Genomic DNA, 21,143 nt, shown 5'->3' on the forward strand with positions numbered 1-21,143 from the left:
AGCACCCCTCAAATAGAAGCATCTATTTGTAATTATTTGAAATAGAGGTATAAATTTAGCTACCCCACTATATTTTTAGTATAGCTCACAAAAATAATCTGATTTTAATATTCTAACTGAATATTTTTCGTTAATTAGAAATAATTAAGGGAGAGAAGTCGGAGTTATAATAAACTGAGTACACTCAATAAAAAGGGATTTAATAAATGAAAAGTTATGAAATGTATATTGATGGAAAATTTACTTTAGCTAAAAACAGGGGCACTCGCGATATTATTGATCCCGGTAATGGCCAACTGCTTGCAAAAGTTCCAGAAAGTACCAAAGAAGATGTTGTGCTCGCAATCAAGGCGGCACGTAAGGCTTTCGATGAAGGTGATTGGAGAAAAACATCCGCGCTTGATCGAAGTAAATTATTATTCAAAGTCGCTGATTTGATTCGTGCCAATGCAAAATTGCTGGCAGAGCTGGAAACACGAAACTGTGGAAAACCTTTGGCAGAAGCAGAATTTGATGTGGCCGATGCAGCCAATTGTTTTGAATTTTATGCAGGCCTCACTACTAAGATACATGGCGAAACGATGTCGGTTCCAGCGAACTCATTTAGTTATGTTGTCCGTGAGCCTATTGGTGTGTGCGGACAAATTATTCCCTGGAATTTCCCACTACTTATGGCAGCTTGGAAACTTGCCCCAGCACTTGCAGCAGGAAATACCGTCATATTAAAACCTTCAGAGTTGACACCGTTAACTGCCCTGGAGTTATTCAAACTGATTGATCAATGTGGATTTCCAGCAGGAGTCGTGAATCTTATTACTGGCCCCGGTTTGGAAGTAGGTGAAGAATTATCCACGAATTCGATGGTAGATAAAGTTGCATTCACTGGTGGAACTGTTACCGGCAAAAAAATAATGCAAGCCGCTACGGGAAATTTGAAACGAATATCATTAGAACTTGGTGGAAAAAATCCAAATATTGTATTTGCAGACTGTGATCTGGAGATGGCAATTGACGGCGCTCTTTTTGGTGCTTTTGCCAATCAAGGTGAAGTATGTTCTTCGGGTTCTCGCTTGATCGTTGAGCGTTCTATTCACAAAAAAATCTTGGAAGGAATGTTGAAAAAAATTCCCAATATCAAGCTAGGTCATGGTTTAGATGATGGCGTAAAAATGGGCCCGCTGGTTTCAAGTGCTCACCGCGACAAAGTAGAACATTACATCAAGATAGGGATTGAGGAAGGTGCAAAATTAATCTGTGGCGGGAAACGTCCTGCAGGTGAAGCTTTTGAGAAAGGAAATTTTTTTGAGCCAACTATTTTTGATGAAGTGAAGCCCTCAATGCGCATTGCTCGAGAAGAAATTTTTGGCCCGGTACTCGCGGTTATCCCTTTTGATACTGAAGAAGAAGCAATTCAAATTGCAAACGATACTGATTATGGTTTGGCTGCCGCTGTGTGGACTAAAGACCTAACTCGTGCGCATCGAGTGACCTCGCAAATTCGTGCCGGAATTCTTTGGGTAAACCACTACCATCCAACTCATAATGAAATGCCTTGGGGTGGATACAAGCAAAGTGGTTCTGGTCGTGAGTTAGGTTTGTATGGAATCGAAAGCTATCTTGAAATCAAGCAAGTGAATATTAACCTGGATGATGCACCAATAGGGTGGTACTAATGAATCAAATCGATATTAAAACGCAAATACCGGGGCCAAAATCTAAAATATTGATGGAAAGGCGTTATAAACAGGTTGCGCGCGGCCCATTTCACGCGACTCCTATTTTTGTGGAACGCGCAAAAGGTTCGTTTGTAGAGGATGTGGATGGAAATGTATTTTTGGATTTTTCATCTGGAATTGGTGTAGTAAATACAGGGCATTGTCCCGATGCAGTAGTCAATGCAATCAAGGTCCAGGCCGAAAAATTCATGCACACGAGTTTTAATATTCTTCCCTATGAAGGTTATATCAATGTGTGTGAAAAATTAAATGCTCTCACACCTGGACGTTTTGAAAAAAAATCAATCCTGTTAAATTCAGGAGCTGAAGCCGTAGAAAATGCGATTAAAGTTGCTCGTGCCTATACTGGGAAGCACGCAGTGATTTGTTTTGATCATGCGTACCATGGCCGTACTTATATGGCTATGGCGCTTACAGCAAAGAACAAACCCTACAAACATGGATTTGGCCCATTTCTTTCAGAAGTTCATCGTGCTTCCATTCCATATGAGTATCGTTGGCAGGGAAAAAATTGTGTCGAAGAGTGTTTCGATGATTTTTCTGAACTGGTTAATTCTCGTGTCGGCGTTGAAAATACGGCTGCAGTGATTCTAGAGCCTGTATTAGGGGAAGGGGGCTTCATACAATTTCCAGTTCCATTTTTACAAAAACTTCGTGAGTTTTGTACGGCAAACAAAATTGTACTCATTGCAGATGAAATTCAATCTGGTTTTGGACGCACTGGAAATCTATTTGCGATGAAAACAATGGGCGTGGATCCTGACCTTACTGCATCAGCAAAGGGACTGGGTGGTGGAACAGTGATCGCTGCTGTTACAGGAAAAGCGGAAATGATGGATGCTGCAATGGTGGGGGGGCTGGGCGGAACCTTTGGCGGAAATCCCCTAAGTTGTGCGGCAGCTCTTGAAGTATTCAAAATCTTTGAAGAAGGGGGGCTTTTGCAAAATGTCACTAATCTTTCAAAAGTACTTCACTCCAGGCTTTCTGGATTTAAAGAAAAATATGAAATAGTAGGTGATGTTCGTGGTTTGGGTGTAATGCAGGCGTTGGAACTTGTGGAAGATAAAGACACGAAGGCACCAAATAAAGAAGCGGCGGACAGGTTAACACGATTTTGTTTGGAGCATGGACTGGTAATTCTTAGCTGCGGAGGATATGGAAACGTAATCCGTCTCCTCATGCCGCTTTCTACTGATGTAAAAGATTTGGAAATTGGACTTTCTATCATTGAGGAAGGACTCAAGACATTATAAAGCAAGAATAAGTAGCAAGCGTAGCTCGGTTGCTTGCACGCAGGCTACGCTAAACGTTCGCCCCATTAGTTTTTATTGAGGACTAAGGGTATTGGCTGCCTCTAAATCAGCTAAGTTTTCTATCTCAAAAGGTAAATGCTTAAAGTTATATTTTTGATTAACTTCATCATGATTATCATTTTTGTACACAATGAGCATACTGAGCGTCAGTTTTAGTAGCTCACCACAGATTTAATTCTGTAAATTCAATATGACTTTGCATAGAGCCCCCTTGTATTATCAAAATGGTTATTTTCATCCAAACCAAGAGTAATGCATGTTTATTTTCGGTCTTGAGCAGGATTCAGATCTCTAAATATACACTGCTTATTTTTACAAAAAATCGAAACTTGTAGGCTAAAAGTACCGTCACGAAACCGGTGAGAGACATAACCTAGTAGATGCTCTTGTTTGCTGTCGGTAGTCTTGTATAAGGAATAACCGATACCCGCTTGATCACAACCTTGTTTTTTTGCGATAACAAGTTGTGTACTTTCGCCAGGAAAAATCATATTCGCTCCGCTTTCTATAATACATCCTGATTCGGGCCACATTCTTGTTTTAACAAGGGTATATTTTTTTGCTCCTTGATTACTTTCGTTAATAAACTTAGAGGTGTAATTATCTTCCGCATAAGTTAATCCGGGGATATATAAGGAAAAAAGAGTAAGGGAATACAGAAAATACCTGCTGGTTCTAATCAACATATAAATTCCTTTTTAATGTCCTCAAATTTATTTTAGTTGAAAAATTAAATCTTATTTTGAGATAGCGAATAAACAATGATTCTTCCTGGTAAACTAATTTTCACAAAAGGTGTATGAAAAAAGAACGGATTTGCATTTTGTATGAAATTAGAGCTTGTTTCCACAAACTCTGGCGATTTGGTTGAATTTAAAAAAATAAGGTATATTGAGCCATCATTTCATTAAAAAATATCCTTCTAACTTAAAAAGAGAATGTATTTAGACGCAATAAACTTAACAAAGGTGCTTAGATGAAGATTACGGAGATTCATATTGCGCAATTAACTATTCCATTAATTCGCCCATTTATAACTGCCGTAAGACGTACCGAATGCGTTGAGGATGTGGTGGTAATGATTAAAACGGATAGTAGCAATTGGGGTTATGGCTCAGCAGCTTCAACGCCAGCCATCACTGGAGACAGTACGGAATCTATTATCACTGCAATTAAAACCATACTTGGTCCACAGTTAATTGGACGAAGTATTTCTGAATTGAATTTATTACTGCAAATGAATAACCAGGCCATAGCAGGTAATACTTCTGCGAAAGCTGCCATTGATATCGCATTGCATGATTTATTTGCTCAATATTGTGGTTTACCTCTTTATAAATTGTTGGGAGGTAATAAGAACAGCATTAGCTCGTGTATTACTATTAGTGTTAAAGAGATTGACTCTATGGTGCAGGATGCCATTGACCTCGTCAATCAAGGGCACCAAACGATAAAAATAAAATTAGGATTGAATCCAATTGAAGACATCAAGCGCGTCCAAGCTATTCGTCATGCTGTAAGCAATTCTATCACCTTACTTGTAGATGCCAATCAGGGATGGTCTTATGAAGATGCCTTAAAGGTTATTGATTCATTGAAACAACAGCATTTGAATATTCCTTTGGTCGAACAACCTGTTAGTGCTCAAGATCTAGTGCACTTAAAGGCTATTAGTGAACAGGTTGACTGTCTTATCATTGCTGACGAGGCTTGCTTCTCCCCAGAAGATACTCTGAATATTGCAAAAATTAATGCATGCGATGGCATCAATATTAAGTTGATGAAATCGGGTGGTATTGCGAATGCGCAAGCCATTTATAATATTGCTAAAACAGCACAAATGAAAATCATGGTCGGGTGCATGCTGGAGTCGCCCATTGGTGTTGCCGCTATAACCAGTTTTGCTTTAAGTAAGCCGGATATCTTCTATGCGGACCTTGATCCTGTTTATTTGATTCGTGACAATTATATTCTTGGTGGGGTACAACGCCTTGGCAATAAAATTATTTTGTCAGACAAACCTGGCTTGGGAATTGAAGGTATTACCCAAGGATTAAACCAGATTGGAGTGATCCAGTAATGTTTTTTTACATTCAATTAGCCAGTTTAGCCATTATTGTTCTTTATGCTGTGATGTTATTTCGCAATGTTGATGCGTTAATAGCGACTGCACTCTGTGTTGGACTGGGCTATTTATGGAATCTAAGTAGCCCAATCGACATTGGAAATTCTATGGCTGATGCTTTAGGCTCATTCATGGCTTTAGTTGGTTTTATTATCATGCTGGGACATGGCTTAGGCGAGATCTTAACGCATACTCAGGTCAGTCATACTTTGGTGCACCAAATTGTTTATGGAATTGGGATTAATACTCAGCGACGCGCTAAAATAGGCATAGTACTTTCATCTTTTATCATTGTAGGTTTGCTTGGCACCTTGGCTGGGGGATTAGCTATTTTAGCACCCAGTTTACGCCCTATTGCGGGTTCTGTTGGACTATCACGTCCTAGTTTGGCTGTGTTAATGCAGGCTTCAGCGGAAGAAGCTTTGATTCTTGGGCCTTTTGCCCCTCCAGTAGTGGCTTTACTGGGCGTTACAGGATTAAATTATGAGGCCGTACTTCTTTATGCATCTCTTCCAGTGGCCCTAGTTACTTTAATTACCACATGGTTTATGGCGAACCGATTACAACGAAAGTACGCACATGAATCTTGCGACGAAGAGGATACTTCAGAGCCATTTGTTCCCAGTAAACAACAAAAGCGCACTACTTGGCTCTTTACGATCTCCTTTATGGCTTGTGTAGCCTATGGCTTATTTGCTCAAGCAAAAACCACCTATGTTATTTTTGTCATGTTATTTCTAGCGCTTATTACTGGATTGGCGAGTAAGTTAAGTTTAAATCAAATTGTTAGATTGTTGGTCGAGGGAATGCAAAAAAGCCTGCATCTTTTCTTTTTGTTTATTTTATTTGATCCTTTTATGGCTTTAATTCATCAGGCGGGAGGATTTAGTGCATTAACAGAACTATTATCTCCATTAATTCATTTAGGTGGAAAACCTGTTTTATCGCTGTTAATTGGTTTCACTGGGGCTTTTGGCATGCCAGGCGCTGCGGAAGCAACCATTAAAATGCTGCATCAGCTTTTTTTTCCTAGTGTGCTTCAGATGCAATTACCCATGATAACGTTTGCTTTATGCATGATTTTTGCGACCCGTGTTACTAATTATGCCTATCCTGGCGCTAATATGTTTGCTGCCATGGGTTTTGCTGGAAGCGAAAATGTCAAAGCTATGATACAAAACGGACTCACAGTGACAGCGGCGCAAGTCTTATTTCTAATTGTATATAGTTTATTCCTATAAATTTGAGTTCAAATTTTCAAAAAAGAAACGGAATTAGCGCTTTTCTTTCCTGAGGATAATCGGAAAAATGTGCCTGATACCAACGATGATGGGTAATCGCCCGAGGGGCTAAATTGGCTATTGTCCACAAAGTAAAAGAAAAACCAGCAAGTGACCAAGTCGCCACACCCCAACCAATCCATTCGAGAATTTCACCAAAGTAATTTGGGCTGCTCAAAACACGAAACATTCCACCGTAGGGTATTTGGTATGATCCGGGTTTTTTATTTTTATTCATGTTAAACAGAATGTTATCCGAATGTTGATTGATTATAAATCCCGAGACAAAAAGTATCAAACCAACGATAAAATGGGGTGATTGTAACGTGGATAAGGTAATTTCTTGAAAATGAGTGAGCCAATAGGCATTTACCAAACCATTCACCGCCGTAAAAAAAGTGGCGGATATCGTGATAACAATTGGAACCATTTTCGCATTTTTCAAGCGAAACGGATAGATTAAGGAACGATAGACGTAATGGAATTGCCACATTACAAAAAATACCCAGGTATAAGCTGATGGTTTTGCTATGAGAAAAACTACCAAAAAGGTGATCACCGATGGCAATTCCATAAAACACCATGAAACATGTGCAGGGATTTTAAGTGATTGAGCCTCTTGGTCATAACGGCCATAAGGCGCTCGTTTGAAAAAAAGCGTGAAGAATACGATAACGGCTAAAGCACTCCAGAAATAAAGAAATAAAGTGAGATTGTTTTGAGTCATAATTTTATTTTGCCAGACTGTGAAAACCAATCAAGAGTATCATGGATTGTTGTTTCAATTTTTGTTTTTTTGTACCCTAATTCATTTTCGGCTTTCGTACAATCTATCGTTGGGGGATACATCAACGTTTCAATTGCGTATTTGGTAAAGAGCGGTTCTGTATTAGTGATTTTAGAAAAAAACTGCATGAGGGGTACCACAAAGTAAAGCATGTTTGGGGGGAGGAACAAACGAGTCATTCTCTTTTGTCTTACAGTGGACATCAATCGTACTAAATAATGCATGTTTATGTCATGGCCACCCAAGATGTAGCGCTCTCCAGATTTACCTTTTTCGGCAGCAGTTAGTGCACCTTGAACCACGTCACGTACGTCAACAAAATTAAATCCCCCACGCACCAAAACTGGGTTGTGTCCTTTGTATATTTTAATTATTGCAGTGCCCATGAGTGATAATTTATAGTCATTAGGTCCAATTACTCCCGTGGGATTAACCACCACTGCATTTAATCCTTGCTCACAACTATCAAGCACTATCTTTTCAGCATGGGCTTTAGATTGATCGTAAATATTCACGGATTCTAAAACAAGAGGGGAATTTTCATTTAAAATGTGAGCAGCATTAGATTTTTGAGAATTTTGAATCAGTGTGTGAATGGAGCTGAAATGAACTAGCTTTTTTACTTGATTTCTAAGGCACGCATTGACAACATTTTGGGTGCCTTGGATGTTGGTTTTACGGACTTCTTCTGCCTCTCGATTAGTAATCGCAATTTTCGCGGCTAAATGAAAAACGGTATCAATATCTCGAGTAGCTTCATACAAGGACTCCGGATGTAAAATATCTCCTTCGCACACATCCAGCGGAAAATGAGCGAGGTATTTGGGTAGTTCACTTCGCACAAGTATTCGGACATCATATTGTTTTTTAATAAGCTCAGAAATGAGATTATTTCCAATGTGTCCACTAGCTCCTGTGACCAATATTTTCATGGTTTTAGAGTCCTTTTAAAAACATCAGGAGTCGGTCTTTGTAAAGACGAGCAACCGAGAGAACGACACAATCCCTAAGCGGTCTGCATCGACCAGGGCATTCACAGTCCCTGCGATGAACGTGTTGTAGAAGTCTGAAAATCCATTTGGAAAGAAGCGAACCGTTTCGAGACCTAAAATCGCGCTCCCCACTATCTGAGAACGAAGCGCCCCAGCCAGGAGCTTGTTTTCAGTAAAAAAATAACTCCAACCAAGATCTTTTGATGTTTCTGTTTCAGAGACCAGGTTTAGGCCCACGCTGCGGGCCGCATCGATCAGATCTTCACTCGTGTGCAGAGGAGGCATACCCGTCACAAACTCAATCCGCTCAACCAACGCGCGATGCTGTGGGTTGTTCATATCGTATTTAGAGGTCAGAACTGCATCATAGACTACATATCGTGCATTCGGTTGCATTACACGATGGATGTTTTTGAATACTTGGGGAAGCAGGTCCTTGGAAATGTATTTAAGGGAGTAAATGCTGTAAGCTGAGCTCAGGGAGTCATTAGGAAACGGCAAATTTTGTGTATAATCTCCCTGAGTGACTTCGCATAAGTGATCCAGATTTTGCTCACGATTGAGGGCATTCGCCCGCTCTACTTCAGCCTGAGATAAGGTGACCCCAAGCACCTTCCCCTGAGAAAGACGGGCAATATCACGTGCTGCGCCACCAAGGCCACAGCCCATATCGAGGGCCGTATTTCCGGGTAAAAGACAGAGTACTGAATTGATCCGCTTATGTAAGTTTGAAATGGTCTCCTCGCGTGATTGTCCCGCATGATCCGGCGGATAAAAAACCCAACTGGTGCCGTAAGCAATCTCAATTACCTCCGCCATGAGATCATAATAATGGGAGGCAACGACTGCATGATTGTGAGTTTGCTTTGCAAGATAGAACAGGCGGTCGTGCTCTTTGACAAAAGAACCCAGATCCTTCCGTCTTAAGAGGAAGCGTAACGTCTTCATGTAATTGATTAATAGCGACATAGGTCTCATCCTTGAATTGGAACACATACAACAATCTTGTATTCCCTATTGTTTCTATTATTTATAATCTAGATGAAATAGCATAAGTTATCAACTCACGAATATAGTGTATCCTGTTGCTTGCAGCACTTATAGGAAGTTAAACTATAGAACGGATAATTCCCCCATCGACTCGCACAGAAGCTCCATGAGTTGCAGAAGCTAAGGGACTCGATAGATAAGTGACTGCATTAGCGATTTCTTCGGGAGTTGCAAAACGCTTAATAAGAGAAGAAGGGCGCATGGTCGCAAAAAACTCTTGTTCAATTTGCTCGGCTGTTTTTTGTTGTGATTTTCCCAAGCTATTTATAAATTGGTTAACTCCTTCGCTTCGCGTCGGCCCTGGAAGGACTGAATTTACCGTAATACCAGTTCCTACAAGGTTTTCTGCTATTCCTCTGGCCACGGCTAATTGTGCCGTTTTGCTCATACCGTAATGCACCATTTCACTTGGTATTTGCACACCTGACTCACTGGAAATAAAAATAATTCGCCCCCAATTATTTTTCAACATAGATTGCAAGTAATGTCTGCTTAAACGTACCCCGCTCATTACATTAACATCAAACATCTGCAGCCATTCCTCATCGGAAATATCCAAAAATGGTTTGGCATCATAAATTCCAGCATTATTAACAAGAATATCTATTTCGGGGACTTCTTCTATTAATTTATTTATTCCTTCCTTTTTACCTATATCAGCAGCTGCTGTAATTAACTGGGCATGAGGTGTCTTTATTTTTATTTGTTTTATCGCTTCGTGTACGCGTTGTTCTGTTCGCCCATTGATTACTACCACAGCTCCTTCAGCGGCAAGTTGTTGTGCAATAGCGAGTCCAATACCTGCAGTAGAACCTGTTACTAATGCCTTTTTATTTTCTAATTGTAAATCCATCACCATCTCTCCTTGTATATTAATCTTTTCCTGCAAGTGTAGCCTGTTTGCTTGCAACCAGGTACTGTCGCGATAAAGAAAGCTACTAACGAAAAGCAAAATTCAAAGTCCCGACTGTGTATGTTTTGCCCTCATTGTTAATGAGTTTTTCATAACAGCATGATTCAATAAAATAGCGCACTAACGGTCTGTCCTTTCTTTGTTATTTCGCCCACTGAAATATCACCCCAGGCTGTTTCTGGTACCTGGTTGCAAGCAACCAGGTTGAACCTATATTGATTGGGAAAGGCAGGGGTTTAAACCTAAGCTGCCTTCTTGTTCCGCGAGATGAGCTTGAGAAGCGCTTGAGCTGCCGCAGTGGACGATGCGGGATTTTGTCCTGTGATGAGACGGCCATCAGTGATTACAAAGCTCTGCCAATTTGGGGCTTTTTCATAGTGTCCACCCAGTCGTTTTAACTCATCTTCAACGAGAAAGGGTACCACTTTTGTCAGTTTCACTTCTTCTTCTTCGCTGTTGGAAAAACCAGTCACACGTTTGCCCTGCACAATAGGTGCGCCTTTGTAGGTTACACGGTGCAGCACGCCTGGGGAATGGCATACCAACGCAACGGGTTTTCCGGAATTGTAGAAGGATTCGAGCAAGTTGATTGAAACGGAACTTTCGGCAAGATCCCACAAAGGCCCATGGCCACCGACATAAAATATCGTGTCAAAATCTTCCGCTTTCATGTCGGCAAGTTTGACAGTATGGGAAAGCGCATTTTTCGCCATGTCATCCTTCTTGAACCGCTCCATTGCAGGAGTCTGATTTTCTGGCAAATCACTTTTCGGATCGACCGGAGGCTGCCCACCCTTCGGAGAGGCCAAGGTCAGTTCGACACCTGCGTCGAGGAAAACATAATAGGGTGCAGCGAACTCTTCAAGCCAAAAACCGGTCTTGTGCCCAGTATTGCCCAGTTGATCATGGGAGGTTAACACCATCAATATTTTCATTTTCGTTTCTCCTTTCGTGCTTTAACGAACGTGCATAGAAGCGTAAAAATTTTACTGGCACGTTTCCAGAAACGGACACCATTTTATCTTTTCTCATTTTTGGTTAATTTTAGTTCAAATTGTTGTGGTTTACTAATGAGTTTACTTATAGCAAATGACTCTTGCTACATCTTGGTTTTTTGGAAGGTAATTATTAAGTCAAAGTTCTTCTCATAGTAACTCGAAGCGCCTGCAGGCAAATCGTCTATGCTTTTTGCTTGAGCAGGGACAAGGAAATGGGAGTTATGCATAATAGCAAAGCAAGTATAACCTATTGATCCTACATGTCACATGACATACACTTTGGTCACTTTTAATCCTTTGAGATATGAATTGAACTTTTCTATACTTAAATCCAAAACTCTAAGTCTATTAAATTATATTTTTATTGTTAGTGTCCTAGCCGTCTGTTTAATGCCCGGCAATTCGATCGCCGCCAATATTGAACGATATGACTTTGGGACTTTTTCTAATAGGGTTACCAAAGTTTGGGAGCCTGAAATTGCTCTTTACGTTGCGAAACATTTTGCCGCTGCAAATGGTTTTAATGAACAAAATGTTTCGGTCACAAAATTAAAAGCAGGAGCTGCAAATAATTTTATCTATCTTGTTTATATAGACAATCAAATGAAATTTGTTATAAAAGGGCTTTCAACTAAAAAAGAAGCTGAGTCTTTGTATGCATTACAAAACTATTCCAAACTACAAGAGATTCAAAATAATCCTGAAGCCGCTACCATTTGTTTAAGTAAGTTAATCCAGTATTACACAGTAAAAAATGATATAAATAATTATTATTTCGCTATTCTTGAAGCTGCCCATGGAAAAGAACTTTTTAAAACAATGAGTTATGAACTGCTGCAAAATAGAGATATAAACAAACTTAAAGATATTTTTTATAAAATTGGTCGTCAAACCAGTGAGTTACATAAAAGCATCATTGGCAGTGAGCAATTTATATCGCCAAGAAATCTGCTGTCGGTAATTCATGATGATTTTCATCCGGAAAATACGTTCTATGATATTGAAACAAATGTGTTCTCTTTAATTGACAACGACAGTATGGGGGAGAGTATTTCTAATCCTTTGCCCATTGTCAGGGAAATTTATGGAATATATGAAGTTCCGATCATTAGATGGCCCGCAGAAAAAATTACAATTGATCTCTTAAAAGACGCAGATCCCCATGACATAGCGAGTATTTATTTTGAATTAATCATGGGAATGGCTTCAGTGTACCAAAACCCCCAAGATGCGAAAAGCGTGTTTATTAATAGCATTATTGACTTAAATAATATGGCAATTGCCTTCCTAAAAGATCGCTATTCTGAATCATGGATGTTATATCCTACCGATAAAAATGAGGATCATATTGTTTGGGGCAAATTATCCAGAGTAGTAAATGATCCCGTGCTTGCTGAGCACTATATATCTAAATTAACAATAATCAATAATGATTTGAGATTAATGGGAGGCCAGTAAGCGTCGCTTGGCTGCAAGGCGCCAGGAGCGACCAGATGACTTATATTTAAGGCAGGAGGCACTATGACTTGCTCTGCAAATGATCTTGTTGGCTTTATTGCAATTATAAAGCCAATAGTATTTTCCCTTACTATCCGTCGAATAATGTTCAGTCTTATGCCCCCACACCTTAAATATCCATTTAAAGCGTCTATTCAGCACCCCAAAATCCCAAGAAGTAAATTATTTTCGGAGCAATATAGAGTTGGCTTGCTGGGAAGTCGATATTCTTTCTGCTAAAATCCCAACGATCCGCTATCTTAAAAAACGAAAAGGATCAAACTACTATGTCTTGGAAACAAACAATTACCCTAAGTCAACTGCAGCAAAAAGAGCGTCATTGTGAGACCATTGATGGTCATAAAATTTTATTGCTCTGGCATAATAATGCAGTTCACGCTGTTGCTTCCCAATGCCCTCATTTCAAATTACCCTTGGCTAAAGGTATGATAACGGATGAAAACACTATCGTTTGCCCTTTTCACAAAAGTGCTTTTAATCTTACCACAGGTAAACCTGAATGCTGGTCACCCTGGCCTCCAGTTGTAGGTACCGTACTTGGCAAGCTAAGTAAACCTAAAAATTTGAAGATATACCCTGTGCGTATTGAGGATGATACGATCAGTGTTAATGTTGCCTAAAAAAATGACCTCATATTGGTTCATCCTAATATGAGGTTTCGAGACACTCTTTCGTAGCTTATTATGGTGATAGAGAGCTTAAGGTTAAACTACTCCATCAGTATATAATGGATTTTTTTTAGCATTATCTTTTACTGTATTTAAGAATACATGACGACTTTGTTTATCAGAATATGTATTGATTCTAATTAGTTTATCGGAACACAATTGGCATAGTCTATAGCAAAGAAATTTCCCGTTTGGAGCTCGGTATTGCCCTCTTATCGAAAAATGATCTTTAATTTCCAGACAATAATGGCAGGTGTTAGCGCTCATAAATTCCTCTATCCAATAGTCAATTTGCTTCTAAGTGACTAAAAGATACAGTGAAGAAATTACAGTGATGAGAAAATGAATTTCACCTGATAGACAATAAGAAGATAATAGGTGGTTAATTAAGCCAAAGACATAGTATAACATATAAATCTTATAAAAAGCTGGTTATTTTATCTTTAAATGGGGGCATTCCGTAAATACGGCTAAAGCACAAATTGGCCGCTCTTAAATAAATGTTCAACAAGAAGTATTCATTTCTATGTTATCCATCACCAATAGGTATCTTTACCCCGTTTAAATCGGATAGATCCTTAAAGCGGTATTTATGCCATACTAAAAGGAAGGGATACAGATCAATTTTCGAATAAGGATAAAAAATAAACAATTGTTCTTTCTTGATATCACTAAATATTAATATTTAATGAGGACTGAATGATGTTTATTTATACTGCAAAGTTATATGTAGAAGAGAAAACTATAGATGAAAGGGATAGTGATGATATAGAGGAGCTCTATCTCTGGATGATGGCAAAGGCACATAATCAAACCACGCACTATAATGGATTTATTATTAATAATAAGACGCACGAGGTTATAAGAACTTTTCAGAGTTGCTCTATAGAATAGCGGGGTGATTAGGTAGCTTGCAACGAGTATTTCACTCTAACAACGGTCATGGCATTATTTTGCTGCTTTTGCTGGTGAAACCTGGTTGTGCGCGACCAGGCTACGCTTGTTGGTGATTAGGAACTAGTGCGAAGCTAAGACCAAAGATTATTAAATCTATTTTTTAGATCACGGAAAATAATACCAGGAGCCACTGACATAGTTGTTTCATTTGCATACACTGAGATCTTATTTTTAATAGCAATCGACTTGTTTTGTTGTGTTTCCGCTGTTAAGTCAATTTCCTTTATTTGTGCTAATAAAGTCTTAACTAATTCATTGTCTTTTACATCTGAAACAAGGAAGTACACGTTGCCTGTTCCATCGTTTATTCCATAGTAAAACTTTTTTTCGTGTTTATAGGGGAAATGTTTGGGATTTTTACTTGCGTATTTCAACGTGCTAGATGTAATAAACGGATCATCTTTTTTTATAGGAAAGAAGCTCGAGATAGAGTCTGTTTCATTATTAACAGATAAAATAATTTCATCTTTATCAGATACGATATAAACACCAAATATTTTCATTAAAGTCTCTTCCTTCATGTACCCCTTGGGCGACGAAATACAATTTTCTATATTTTGATGATGCTAAATATGGATATGTGTAATCTGCCAGATACCCCGGTGTAAGTCAATTGTCAATGCTTGCTTAAATAATCGTACAATATGAAACGGAAGTATTCTTCTTGGTTTTTTCCATAATCAACAGGGAACCTATCCAGTTTCCCCAAAGAAATAGGTTGTAGTAAACCGGAGAAATTGTTCGTACTCCATGTACTACCGGCATAAGGAGATGATAAATTTTTGTTGGGTCAAATGACCCAGCCTACGCGCTTGCTTGCGGCAACCATGCTGTTTACAACTTATGCTGTTGCAACCAATATTCAAGTAAGCCAACTTGCCATAGTTTAGAGATACCTGAGGGGGTAAAATTCTTTGTTGCGCTTGTAAATAGGTCTTGAACTGCTTGTAAATTAAAAATGCCTCTTTGCTTTATGTTTTCAGGAGAAAGTACATCACGCATTAACTCTAAGGTGCTTCCTTCTAAATATTTCAATGCTGGGACAGGAAAATATCCTTTTGGGCGATCTACAATTTGTTTAGGGAGCATTTTTCTTCCAAGTTGTTTCAAAATATATTTCCCTTTTTGTGGTAATTTATATTGAAGGGGCATAGAAAGAGCGAGCTTAAGCATTTCTTCATCCAGAAAGGGTACTCTTGCCTCAAGACTTGCGGCCATGGTCATGTTATCAACTCTACTTAAAGGTCCATTTGCTAGTGCAAAGGTACTTTCATATTTAAGCAGGTTATCAATGGGGTTTTTAGAATTATTTTTTTCACAAAGTTTAATTAAAAAATCAGAAGCATGAAATGAGGTGTGAAAATCGGGCATTACAAGTTGCTGATATTCTTTAAAAGAACGATCTGCTACTTTGTTAAAAATTATTTGCGCTGACTGTGACGGTAACATTGGATTTGCATGTATATTTTGAAACCAATGATAACCTGCAAAGATTTCGTCAGCACCTTGACCTGAAAGTACTACTTTAACGTATTTGGCAACTTCATGAGAGAGAAGATAAAAACCAATATTGTCGTGACTTAGCATAGGTTCTGACATTGCAGAAATACATTCTCCCAATGAGTAGGCTAATTGCTTGTTTGAAATAAACATTTGCCGATGTTGTGAATTAAAGTGTTTAGCAACCAGATCTGAATAGAAAAATTCATCGCCTTTATTTCCGTTTAAGCTATCAAAACCTATAGAGAATGTTTGGATTTCTTTATATCCAAGTTTGGAAGCCATCGCCACGAGTAACGAAGAGTCCAACCCTCCTGAAAGCAGAATACCGACTGGAACATCTGCTGCTAATTGACGATGCGTTGCTGATTTCAATACCTCATAAGTTTCCTTTATCCAATAATTTTCATCACGATAATGATCGGCTTTTGTATTATCAAAATTTAAGTCCCAGTAGGTCTCCTCTACAATTTTACCATCAGGATGAATGGTCATTATGGAGCCTGGAGAAAGTTTTTTTACACCAGATAAAATAGTAAGCGGCTCAGGGACAGCATGAAATGTCAGGTAATAATGAAGTGCAGTTTTGTCAATTGATGTATCGATATCACCAAACTCGATTAATGCAGGTAAAGTAGATGCAAATTTAAATCCATAATTTGCATCAGCGCTGTAATAAAGAGGTTTAATGCCTAAACGATCGCGGGCAAGTATGAGGTTGCCTGTATCTTGTTCCCAGATTGCGAAAGCAAACATACCAGAAAAACGATGCACACAATCTTTCCCCCATGCATGATAGGCTTTGAGAAGTACCTCGGTATCACTGTTTGAAATAAAAGAGTATCCCTTAGATTTTAAGACCTCACGTAGTTCCACAAAATTATAGATTGCTCCATTAAAAACCAATGCTAGACCTAAATCTGAATCAACCATAGGTTGCATTCCACGAGAAGACAGGTCGAATATTTTCAGCCTTCTGTGTCCCAGCGCCATACCTTTCGTAAGGTATATTTGACCATCATCAGGGCCGCGGTTGAACTGCTTAAGCAAAGCCTTTTCCAAATTAAAAAGAGGAATATTTTTTTTATTGAATTGGAATTCGCCGGCAATACCACACATAGTTCCTCCTTATTTATAATTTTGCGGTTAAAACGTCAGATTCATCGATCAAGGTAACATCGGTTTTTAAGGGTTTGAAAAATAATAGACGAGGCTGTCCATTAAATTTAGTAAATTCGTGCTGCTCCTGATTTTTTAGTGTTTTCTGTAAAATTTTTTTTGAGCCTTCGTTAGAAGGATGAGTTGTAGCAACAATTTCTTTAATATCCTTTTCTAAGGTTTCATTGGCACAATCAGAAATAATGTGTTTAATGAATTTTTTTCCTAAGACGGCAATTTCAGTTCCATAGCCTTTTCCCCAAAACGCTTGATCAATAATATAAATAATCTCCCCAACATTAGTATGACCAATTCCTACCTTCGAGAAATCGTTTAAAGAATGTTTTATATGGAGATAACCAATGAACTCTTGAGTCGCGGAAAGGTAAATTGAAAACACAGAGAACTTGTTACCAGAGTTCCAACATTTGGTCCCTTCCTGGATGAACTCTTCTACTGCTTCAGGCGTCCAGGGTTCTCCTTTACCAAACAACAGTGTATTTTCAGGATTTTCTAAAAGACGGGTGTATTTATCGACTAAAAAATGCACCTCATCTTGGTTAAGGGATTTTGCCACCAATCTTTTTGAGCACATTGTATATTGATTCAATTCACTTTTAATGAGTATCTCACCTAGTTTTTTTGATATATAGGTTACTTTCATAGATGTCTTCCTCGACTTTATTTTTATTAAAGATCCGCTTATTGGGTTACTATGTAAGAACAGATTCACATTGGTATTGAGGAGTTTGTAATAAAAATTCGTTTATGTTGTGCTTGACTATCTCTTTAAGACAATCATAATGGGCAAATACTTTTCGTTGGCGTTCGGAACTTGTACCAGAGTCCATAATCACTTGCAGAGTAGAAAAATAATTTTGATAGTCTAACTTTTTAATATATGGATTTAATTTTTCAATCCATTCATTGATATCTTCACGCATTAACTTGGTTTTTCCCTCTGTATTCATTACTAACTCAGCATCCAGGCCATAACGAATAGCCCTCCATTTATTTTCCCGGGAAAGCCAATAGGGAGGATAGGCTACGGATTCAAGCCAACTACCATTATCAGCGAACCAGTGAGCAAGAGTATGAATCAATGCAACAAGCGCCAATGTTTCTGCAAGCGTTGCTGCACCATCACATACACGGATTTCCAATGTTCCAAAGCCAGGACTTGGTCTTAAATCCCACCATAAATCTTTAAGTGATTTAATCGAACCGCACAACTTTAATGTTTTATACAAGTTTTCGAAATCTTGCCATGTACGGACATGGTAAGGCTGCCCTGCGGTAGGGAGAGCCTCATAAGTAGTAGGACGACATGAAGCAAGTCCGGTATCAATGCCTTGCCAAAAAGGAGAGCTGGAGGACAGTGCCAATAAATGAGGTAAAAAATACATGAAAAAGTTATTAAATCGAATGCAATCTTCACCACTAGACATACCAAGATGAACATGAAGACCATAGACGCTCATACGACGTGTAAGCCATTGATTACGATCAATTAACTCCTGATAACGCGTCGTAGGAGAAACTTCCCAATCCGAATATTTAGAAAATGGGTGAGAACCAGTTGTTGAAAATAAAACTCCTAAATTTTTTGTTGCACCTTGTAGTGCAGCAAGTGTTGTATAAAGATCCTTTTCAACCTCCTGGGTGGTAATGCATTTATCTGTATTCACCTCTATAGTACTTAAATAAAACTCGGGCTTAATTTTTTCGAGATGGGCTGTGGCACTGAGTACATCAGTTGCTCTTGAGCATAAATTATAGTTTTCAGAATCGATAAGTTGCAGCTCAATTTCTACCCCTAGTGTTAAAACGCCATTACTTTTAAAAAAAATTTCTTCTTGCTCAGGTGCACAAGCCAATTGCTCAGCATTCTTAGTTGATTTTAAGAGATTGTTTATTTGATTATCCATTTGATAATCCTCCCTTGGTTAATATTTTTTGGCGAGTGCAGTAATTGGTGTATTGAAAGCTACTTTCAATACTGTTGTGAAGATTTCTCTGGCTATTTGAAAACTCAGATACTATAAATAACACCCCTGATTTTTATTTCTGTTCTAATTATTTGTATTCAAATTGTTAGTCATGGTAACGGTTAAATGAGTTCATTTCAACCTTTGCATAAGCCAGTACAAAAAGACTCTTGACAAAAGAAGGTGATGGTAAAAGGCAAAAGTGCCCCCGCACATGCTTAGAAAAACTTTGTGCCAGAAAAAACAGACTCTCTTTTCCTGAGTGCTATATTTATAGAGATACCTAAATTCAGTTGCTGTTTTTTTGAAATGAACACTTATGGGGAGTTGTTCCACTGGGCTCCAATACCCACGAGGTAAGTGTAAGGGGATAGGACGCCCAAATTTTTGCAACCGGAGCCCGTTCAATGAGCATAAAGCATCTACAATACCAAATCATTATTAATTGAAAGGAATCCTTGCATTAATTCAAATAAGGAGGTGTATGATGAATATTGATTTAGGAAGCGCAGATGCGGCGGTTGGAATTTCTTTTAGCGTAATCAGTGATTTTCTTCGTGAGTTAACTCGACTTGGCCGGCTCCCGGATCGTATGGAATTTGACCGGGACATTGGAGGGCAACCTTCTCATATTATTGTTTTGCTCGATCCATTAGAGTTTGCAATGATAACGCAGGGACCCGATTCACCCCGGAGTATCTTGCGTATTCTGGGAACGATCGAGATACGGCCGGCTACCGACCCCAATGCACCACCATTGACTATTCCTCTTGATGCCGCAGCAAGGTTAACAGTTATCCTGGTGGATGCCGAGCCAGTTGCGGAGATCGGTTTTCGCTATGATGGAGTTGATGGAACTCCTTCACCTGCAGAAATCGCAGCAGACATCGACAATTTCATGAATAGTCCCGAAGTACAAGACATCCTTGCCAATACACGGCTTTCGATAGCCGATAGTCTGGTTAGCGGCTTGAATACCACACGATTCGTCGACCCTGATAACAGACCTGAAGATTCTGAATGGAATGTTGCGCTTACCTTAACACCGGCCGGTTCTGACAGTGTCGATGCCTTCGCCGTATCAGCCAGTCCACCGCAAACGCCCGCGACATTAATAATAAGAGAAAGTTTCGTTGCACCACGAACCGGGCTTGCTATTGCCTATAACAGAAATTTTCTGGATATGGTTTTGGAGCGGGGTGCAGATGCCAAAGTGGGACAGGAAGTTGATGGTGCGGAGATTACATCACTGTCGATGTCGATGGCCAATAATGGAATTCAAATAACGGGGCATGTGGTTCGGGCAATCGATACACCTATTATCGATGTCGCTCCTGATGTTGATATCGACTTCGATGGCGTGGCTATTCCTCAACTGATCCGTGGTACAACGGGGATGACGATGGATACATCGGGGATTGATGTTGATGTGGATGATAGCGATGAGATTTTCTATGGCGCACTAAAATGGGTAATAACTATTGGGGCGTCGGCACTTCTCTTTACAGGAGTGGGAAGCTTAGCTGCCCTGGGTATTTTATTGTGGATAACACTTGTGCAGAAAGTTTGGAATGGCGCAGTGGAACTTGACAATGCTCCGAATGTTCTTCGAGACAGTTTGGGCGCAGGCCTTGGCGCTCAGCTTAGCTTACTTGCCGGGTCCCTTGATGATTCAACTCCTGCTGGAGAGCTAACCGTTGACGGTACTCCTGATTCAGCTTTGGTGGTGAATGGCAACATGGTTCTATTTGCTCAGGTTATTATTCGTTCGATGATGGCACGGATACGCTCAGCGGAATACTCCCGCAAGTTACGCCGTTTCGTTATTTTTGAGCTGGACGACAGACGAAAGTTTCGTGCACAAGAATTGGCGAGATTAATGAAGGCAGGTAAGATCGTTGTATCGGGTTTTCATCATGTCAAAGGAAAATATGTTCGCTCTGATCACGATAATTCGGCTGCCAATAATTTGCTCAAGGTATTTAAGTCCAATGAGACAAGGGAGGTTGTTGTGAAAAATATTTAATGCAGTTAATGGCAGCTTGAAGAAGGGGGCGATTTGAAATATCGTCGGTTAGCACCAACAGAAGAGGGGCTTGAATTTTGCTAATGTAAAAACTCCTTGATAACGAAAGCTACTGGAGAAATGCAAAATTCAAG

General features: G+C 39.3%; 18 protein-coding genes. 8 read left to right on the forward strand and 10 right to left on the reverse strand.

What is annotated here, in order from left to right:
* Positions 1 to 206: 206 nt before the first annotated feature.
* Complete coding sequence (locus Lpar_RS05240) at positions 207 to 1,673, forward strand: aldehyde dehydrogenase family protein (RefSeq protein ID WP_058516929.1); 1,467 nt, start codon at positions 207 to 209, stop codon at positions 1,671 to 1,673.
* Complete coding sequence (gene gabT / locus Lpar_RS05245; protein ID WP_058516930.1) at positions 1,673 to 2,989, forward strand: 4-aminobutyrate--2-oxoglutarate transaminase; 1,317 nt, start codon at positions 1,673 to 1,675, stop codon at positions 2,987 to 2,989. Before Lpar_RS05240 ends, gabT begins: the two co-directional genes overlap by 1 nt.
* Before the next feature lie 320 nt (positions 2,990 to 3,309).
* On the opposite strand, the gene Lpar_RS05250 is transcribed toward gabT, so the two are convergent.
* Positions 3,310 to 3,735 (reverse strand): hypothetical protein, encoded by a 426-nt coding sequence (locus Lpar_RS05250; protein ID WP_058516931.1) that lies wholly within the window; start codon positions 3,733 to 3,735, stop codon positions 3,310 to 3,312.
* Positions 3,736 to 4,025: 290 nt separating this feature from the next.
* Between Lpar_RS05250 and Lpar_RS05255 the strand changes: the two genes are divergently transcribed.
* Positions 4,026 to 5,129: a dipeptide epimerase gene (locus Lpar_RS05255; RefSeq protein WP_058516932.1), complete on the forward strand. Its 1,104-nt coding sequence runs from the start codon at positions 4,026 to 4,028 to the stop codon at positions 5,127 to 5,129.
* The gene (locus tag Lpar_RS05260; RefSeq protein ID WP_058516933.1) at positions 5,129 to 6,415 is read left to right on the forward strand and encodes a Na+/H+ antiporter NhaC family protein; all 1,287 of its coding nucleotides are present in this window, start codon (positions 5,129 to 5,131) and stop codon (positions 6,413 to 6,415) included. Before Lpar_RS05255 ends, Lpar_RS05260 begins: the two co-directional genes overlap by 1 nt.
* Positions 6,416 to 6,431: 16 nt before the next feature.
* Here Lpar_RS05260 and Lpar_RS05265 read toward each other — a convergent pair whose 3' ends face one another.
* From Lpar_RS05265 to Lpar_RS05285, 5 genes are all read right to left on the reverse strand, one after another.
* Positions 6,432 to 7,181 (reverse strand): DUF1295 domain-containing protein, encoded by a 750-nt coding sequence (locus tag Lpar_RS05265; RefSeq protein WP_058516934.1) that lies wholly within the window; start codon positions 7,179 to 7,181, stop codon positions 6,432 to 6,434.
* Positions 7,178 to 8,173 carry an NAD-dependent epimerase/dehydratase family protein gene (locus Lpar_RS05270; RefSeq protein WP_058516935.1) on the reverse strand — a complete coding sequence of 332 codons (996 nt, stop codon included), beginning with the start codon at positions 8,171 to 8,173 and terminating at the stop codon, positions 7,178 to 7,180. The genes Lpar_RS05265 and Lpar_RS05270 overlap by 4 nt, the downstream gene beginning before the upstream one ends.
* Before the next feature lie 24 nt (positions 8,174 to 8,197).
* On the reverse strand, positions 8,198 to 9,202 hold the full coding sequence (locus Lpar_RS05275; RefSeq protein WP_058516936.1) for an SAM-dependent methyltransferase: 1,005 nt from the start codon (positions 9,200 to 9,202) through the stop codon (positions 8,198 to 8,200).
* A 139-nt stretch (positions 9,203 to 9,341) separates the two neighbouring features.
* Complete coding sequence (locus Lpar_RS05280; RefSeq protein WP_058516937.1) at positions 9,342 to 10,136, reverse strand: SDR family NAD(P)-dependent oxidoreductase; 795 nt, start codon at positions 10,134 to 10,136, stop codon at positions 9,342 to 9,344.
* Between the two features lie 302 nt (positions 10,137 to 10,438).
* Positions 10,439 to 11,131: a type 1 glutamine amidotransferase domain-containing protein gene (locus tag Lpar_RS05285; RefSeq protein ID WP_058516938.1), complete on the reverse strand. Its 693-nt coding sequence runs from the start codon at positions 11,129 to 11,131 to the stop codon at positions 10,439 to 10,441.
* Positions 11,132 to 11,461: 330 nt separating this feature from the next.
* Between Lpar_RS05285 and Lpar_RS05290 the strand changes: the two genes are divergently transcribed.
* From Lpar_RS05290 to Lpar_RS05300, 3 genes are all read left to right on the forward strand, one after another.
* A complete protein-coding gene (locus tag Lpar_RS05290) occupies positions 11,462 to 12,652 on the forward strand; it encodes a hypothetical protein (protein WP_058516939.1) in 1,191 nt (396 codons plus the stop codon).
* A 326-nt stretch (positions 12,653 to 12,978) separates the two neighbouring features.
* Positions 12,979 to 13,332, forward strand: coding sequence for a Rieske (2Fe-2S) protein (locus tag Lpar_RS05295; protein WP_058516940.1), 354 nt, complete (start codon positions 12,979 to 12,981; stop codon positions 13,330 to 13,332).
* 747 nt (positions 13,333 to 14,079) lie between these two features.
* On the forward strand, positions 14,080 to 14,274 hold the full coding sequence (locus tag Lpar_RS05300; protein WP_058516941.1) for a hypothetical protein: 195 nt from the start codon (positions 14,080 to 14,082) through the stop codon (positions 14,272 to 14,274).
* Positions 14,275 to 14,408: 134 nt separating this feature from the next.
* Here the strand turns inward: Lpar_RS05300 and Lpar_RS05305 are convergent, their stop codons facing one another.
* The 4 genes from Lpar_RS05305 to Lpar_RS05320 form a co-directional block, all read right to left on the reverse strand.
* Complete coding sequence (locus tag Lpar_RS05305; protein ID WP_058516942.1) at positions 14,409 to 14,858, reverse strand: hypothetical protein; 450 nt, start codon at positions 14,856 to 14,858, stop codon at positions 14,409 to 14,411.
* Between the two features lie 313 nt (positions 14,859 to 15,171).
* Positions 15,172 to 16,956 carry an N-acetylglutaminylglutamine amidotransferase gene (locus Lpar_RS05310; RefSeq protein ID WP_058516943.1) on the reverse strand — a complete coding sequence of 595 codons (1,785 nt, stop codon included), beginning with the start codon at positions 16,954 to 16,956 and terminating at the stop codon, positions 15,172 to 15,174.
* 13 nt (positions 16,957 to 16,969) lie between these two features.
* Complete coding sequence (locus Lpar_RS05315; protein WP_058516944.1) at positions 16,970 to 17,659, reverse strand: GNAT family N-acetyltransferase; 690 nt, start codon at positions 17,657 to 17,659, stop codon at positions 16,970 to 16,972.
* Between the two features lie 49 nt (positions 17,660 to 17,708).
* Positions 17,709 to 18,923, reverse strand: coding sequence for a carboxylate-amine ligase (locus Lpar_RS05320; RefSeq protein ID WP_058516945.1), 1,215 nt, complete (start codon positions 18,921 to 18,923; stop codon positions 17,709 to 17,711).
* A 544-nt stretch (positions 18,924 to 19,467) separates the two neighbouring features.
* Between Lpar_RS05320 and Lpar_RS05325 the strand changes: the two genes are divergently transcribed.
* A complete protein-coding gene (locus tag Lpar_RS05325) occupies positions 19,468 to 21,009 on the forward strand; it encodes a hypothetical protein (RefSeq protein ID WP_133133956.1) in 1,542 nt (513 codons plus the stop codon).
* The last annotated feature ends 134 nt before the right edge of the window (positions 21,010 to 21,143 follow it).

It is taken from the genome of Legionella parisiensis, assembly GCF_001467945.1.
Classification (GTDB): domain Bacteria; phylum Pseudomonadota; class Gammaproteobacteria; order Legionellales; family Legionellaceae; genus Legionella; species Legionella parisiensis.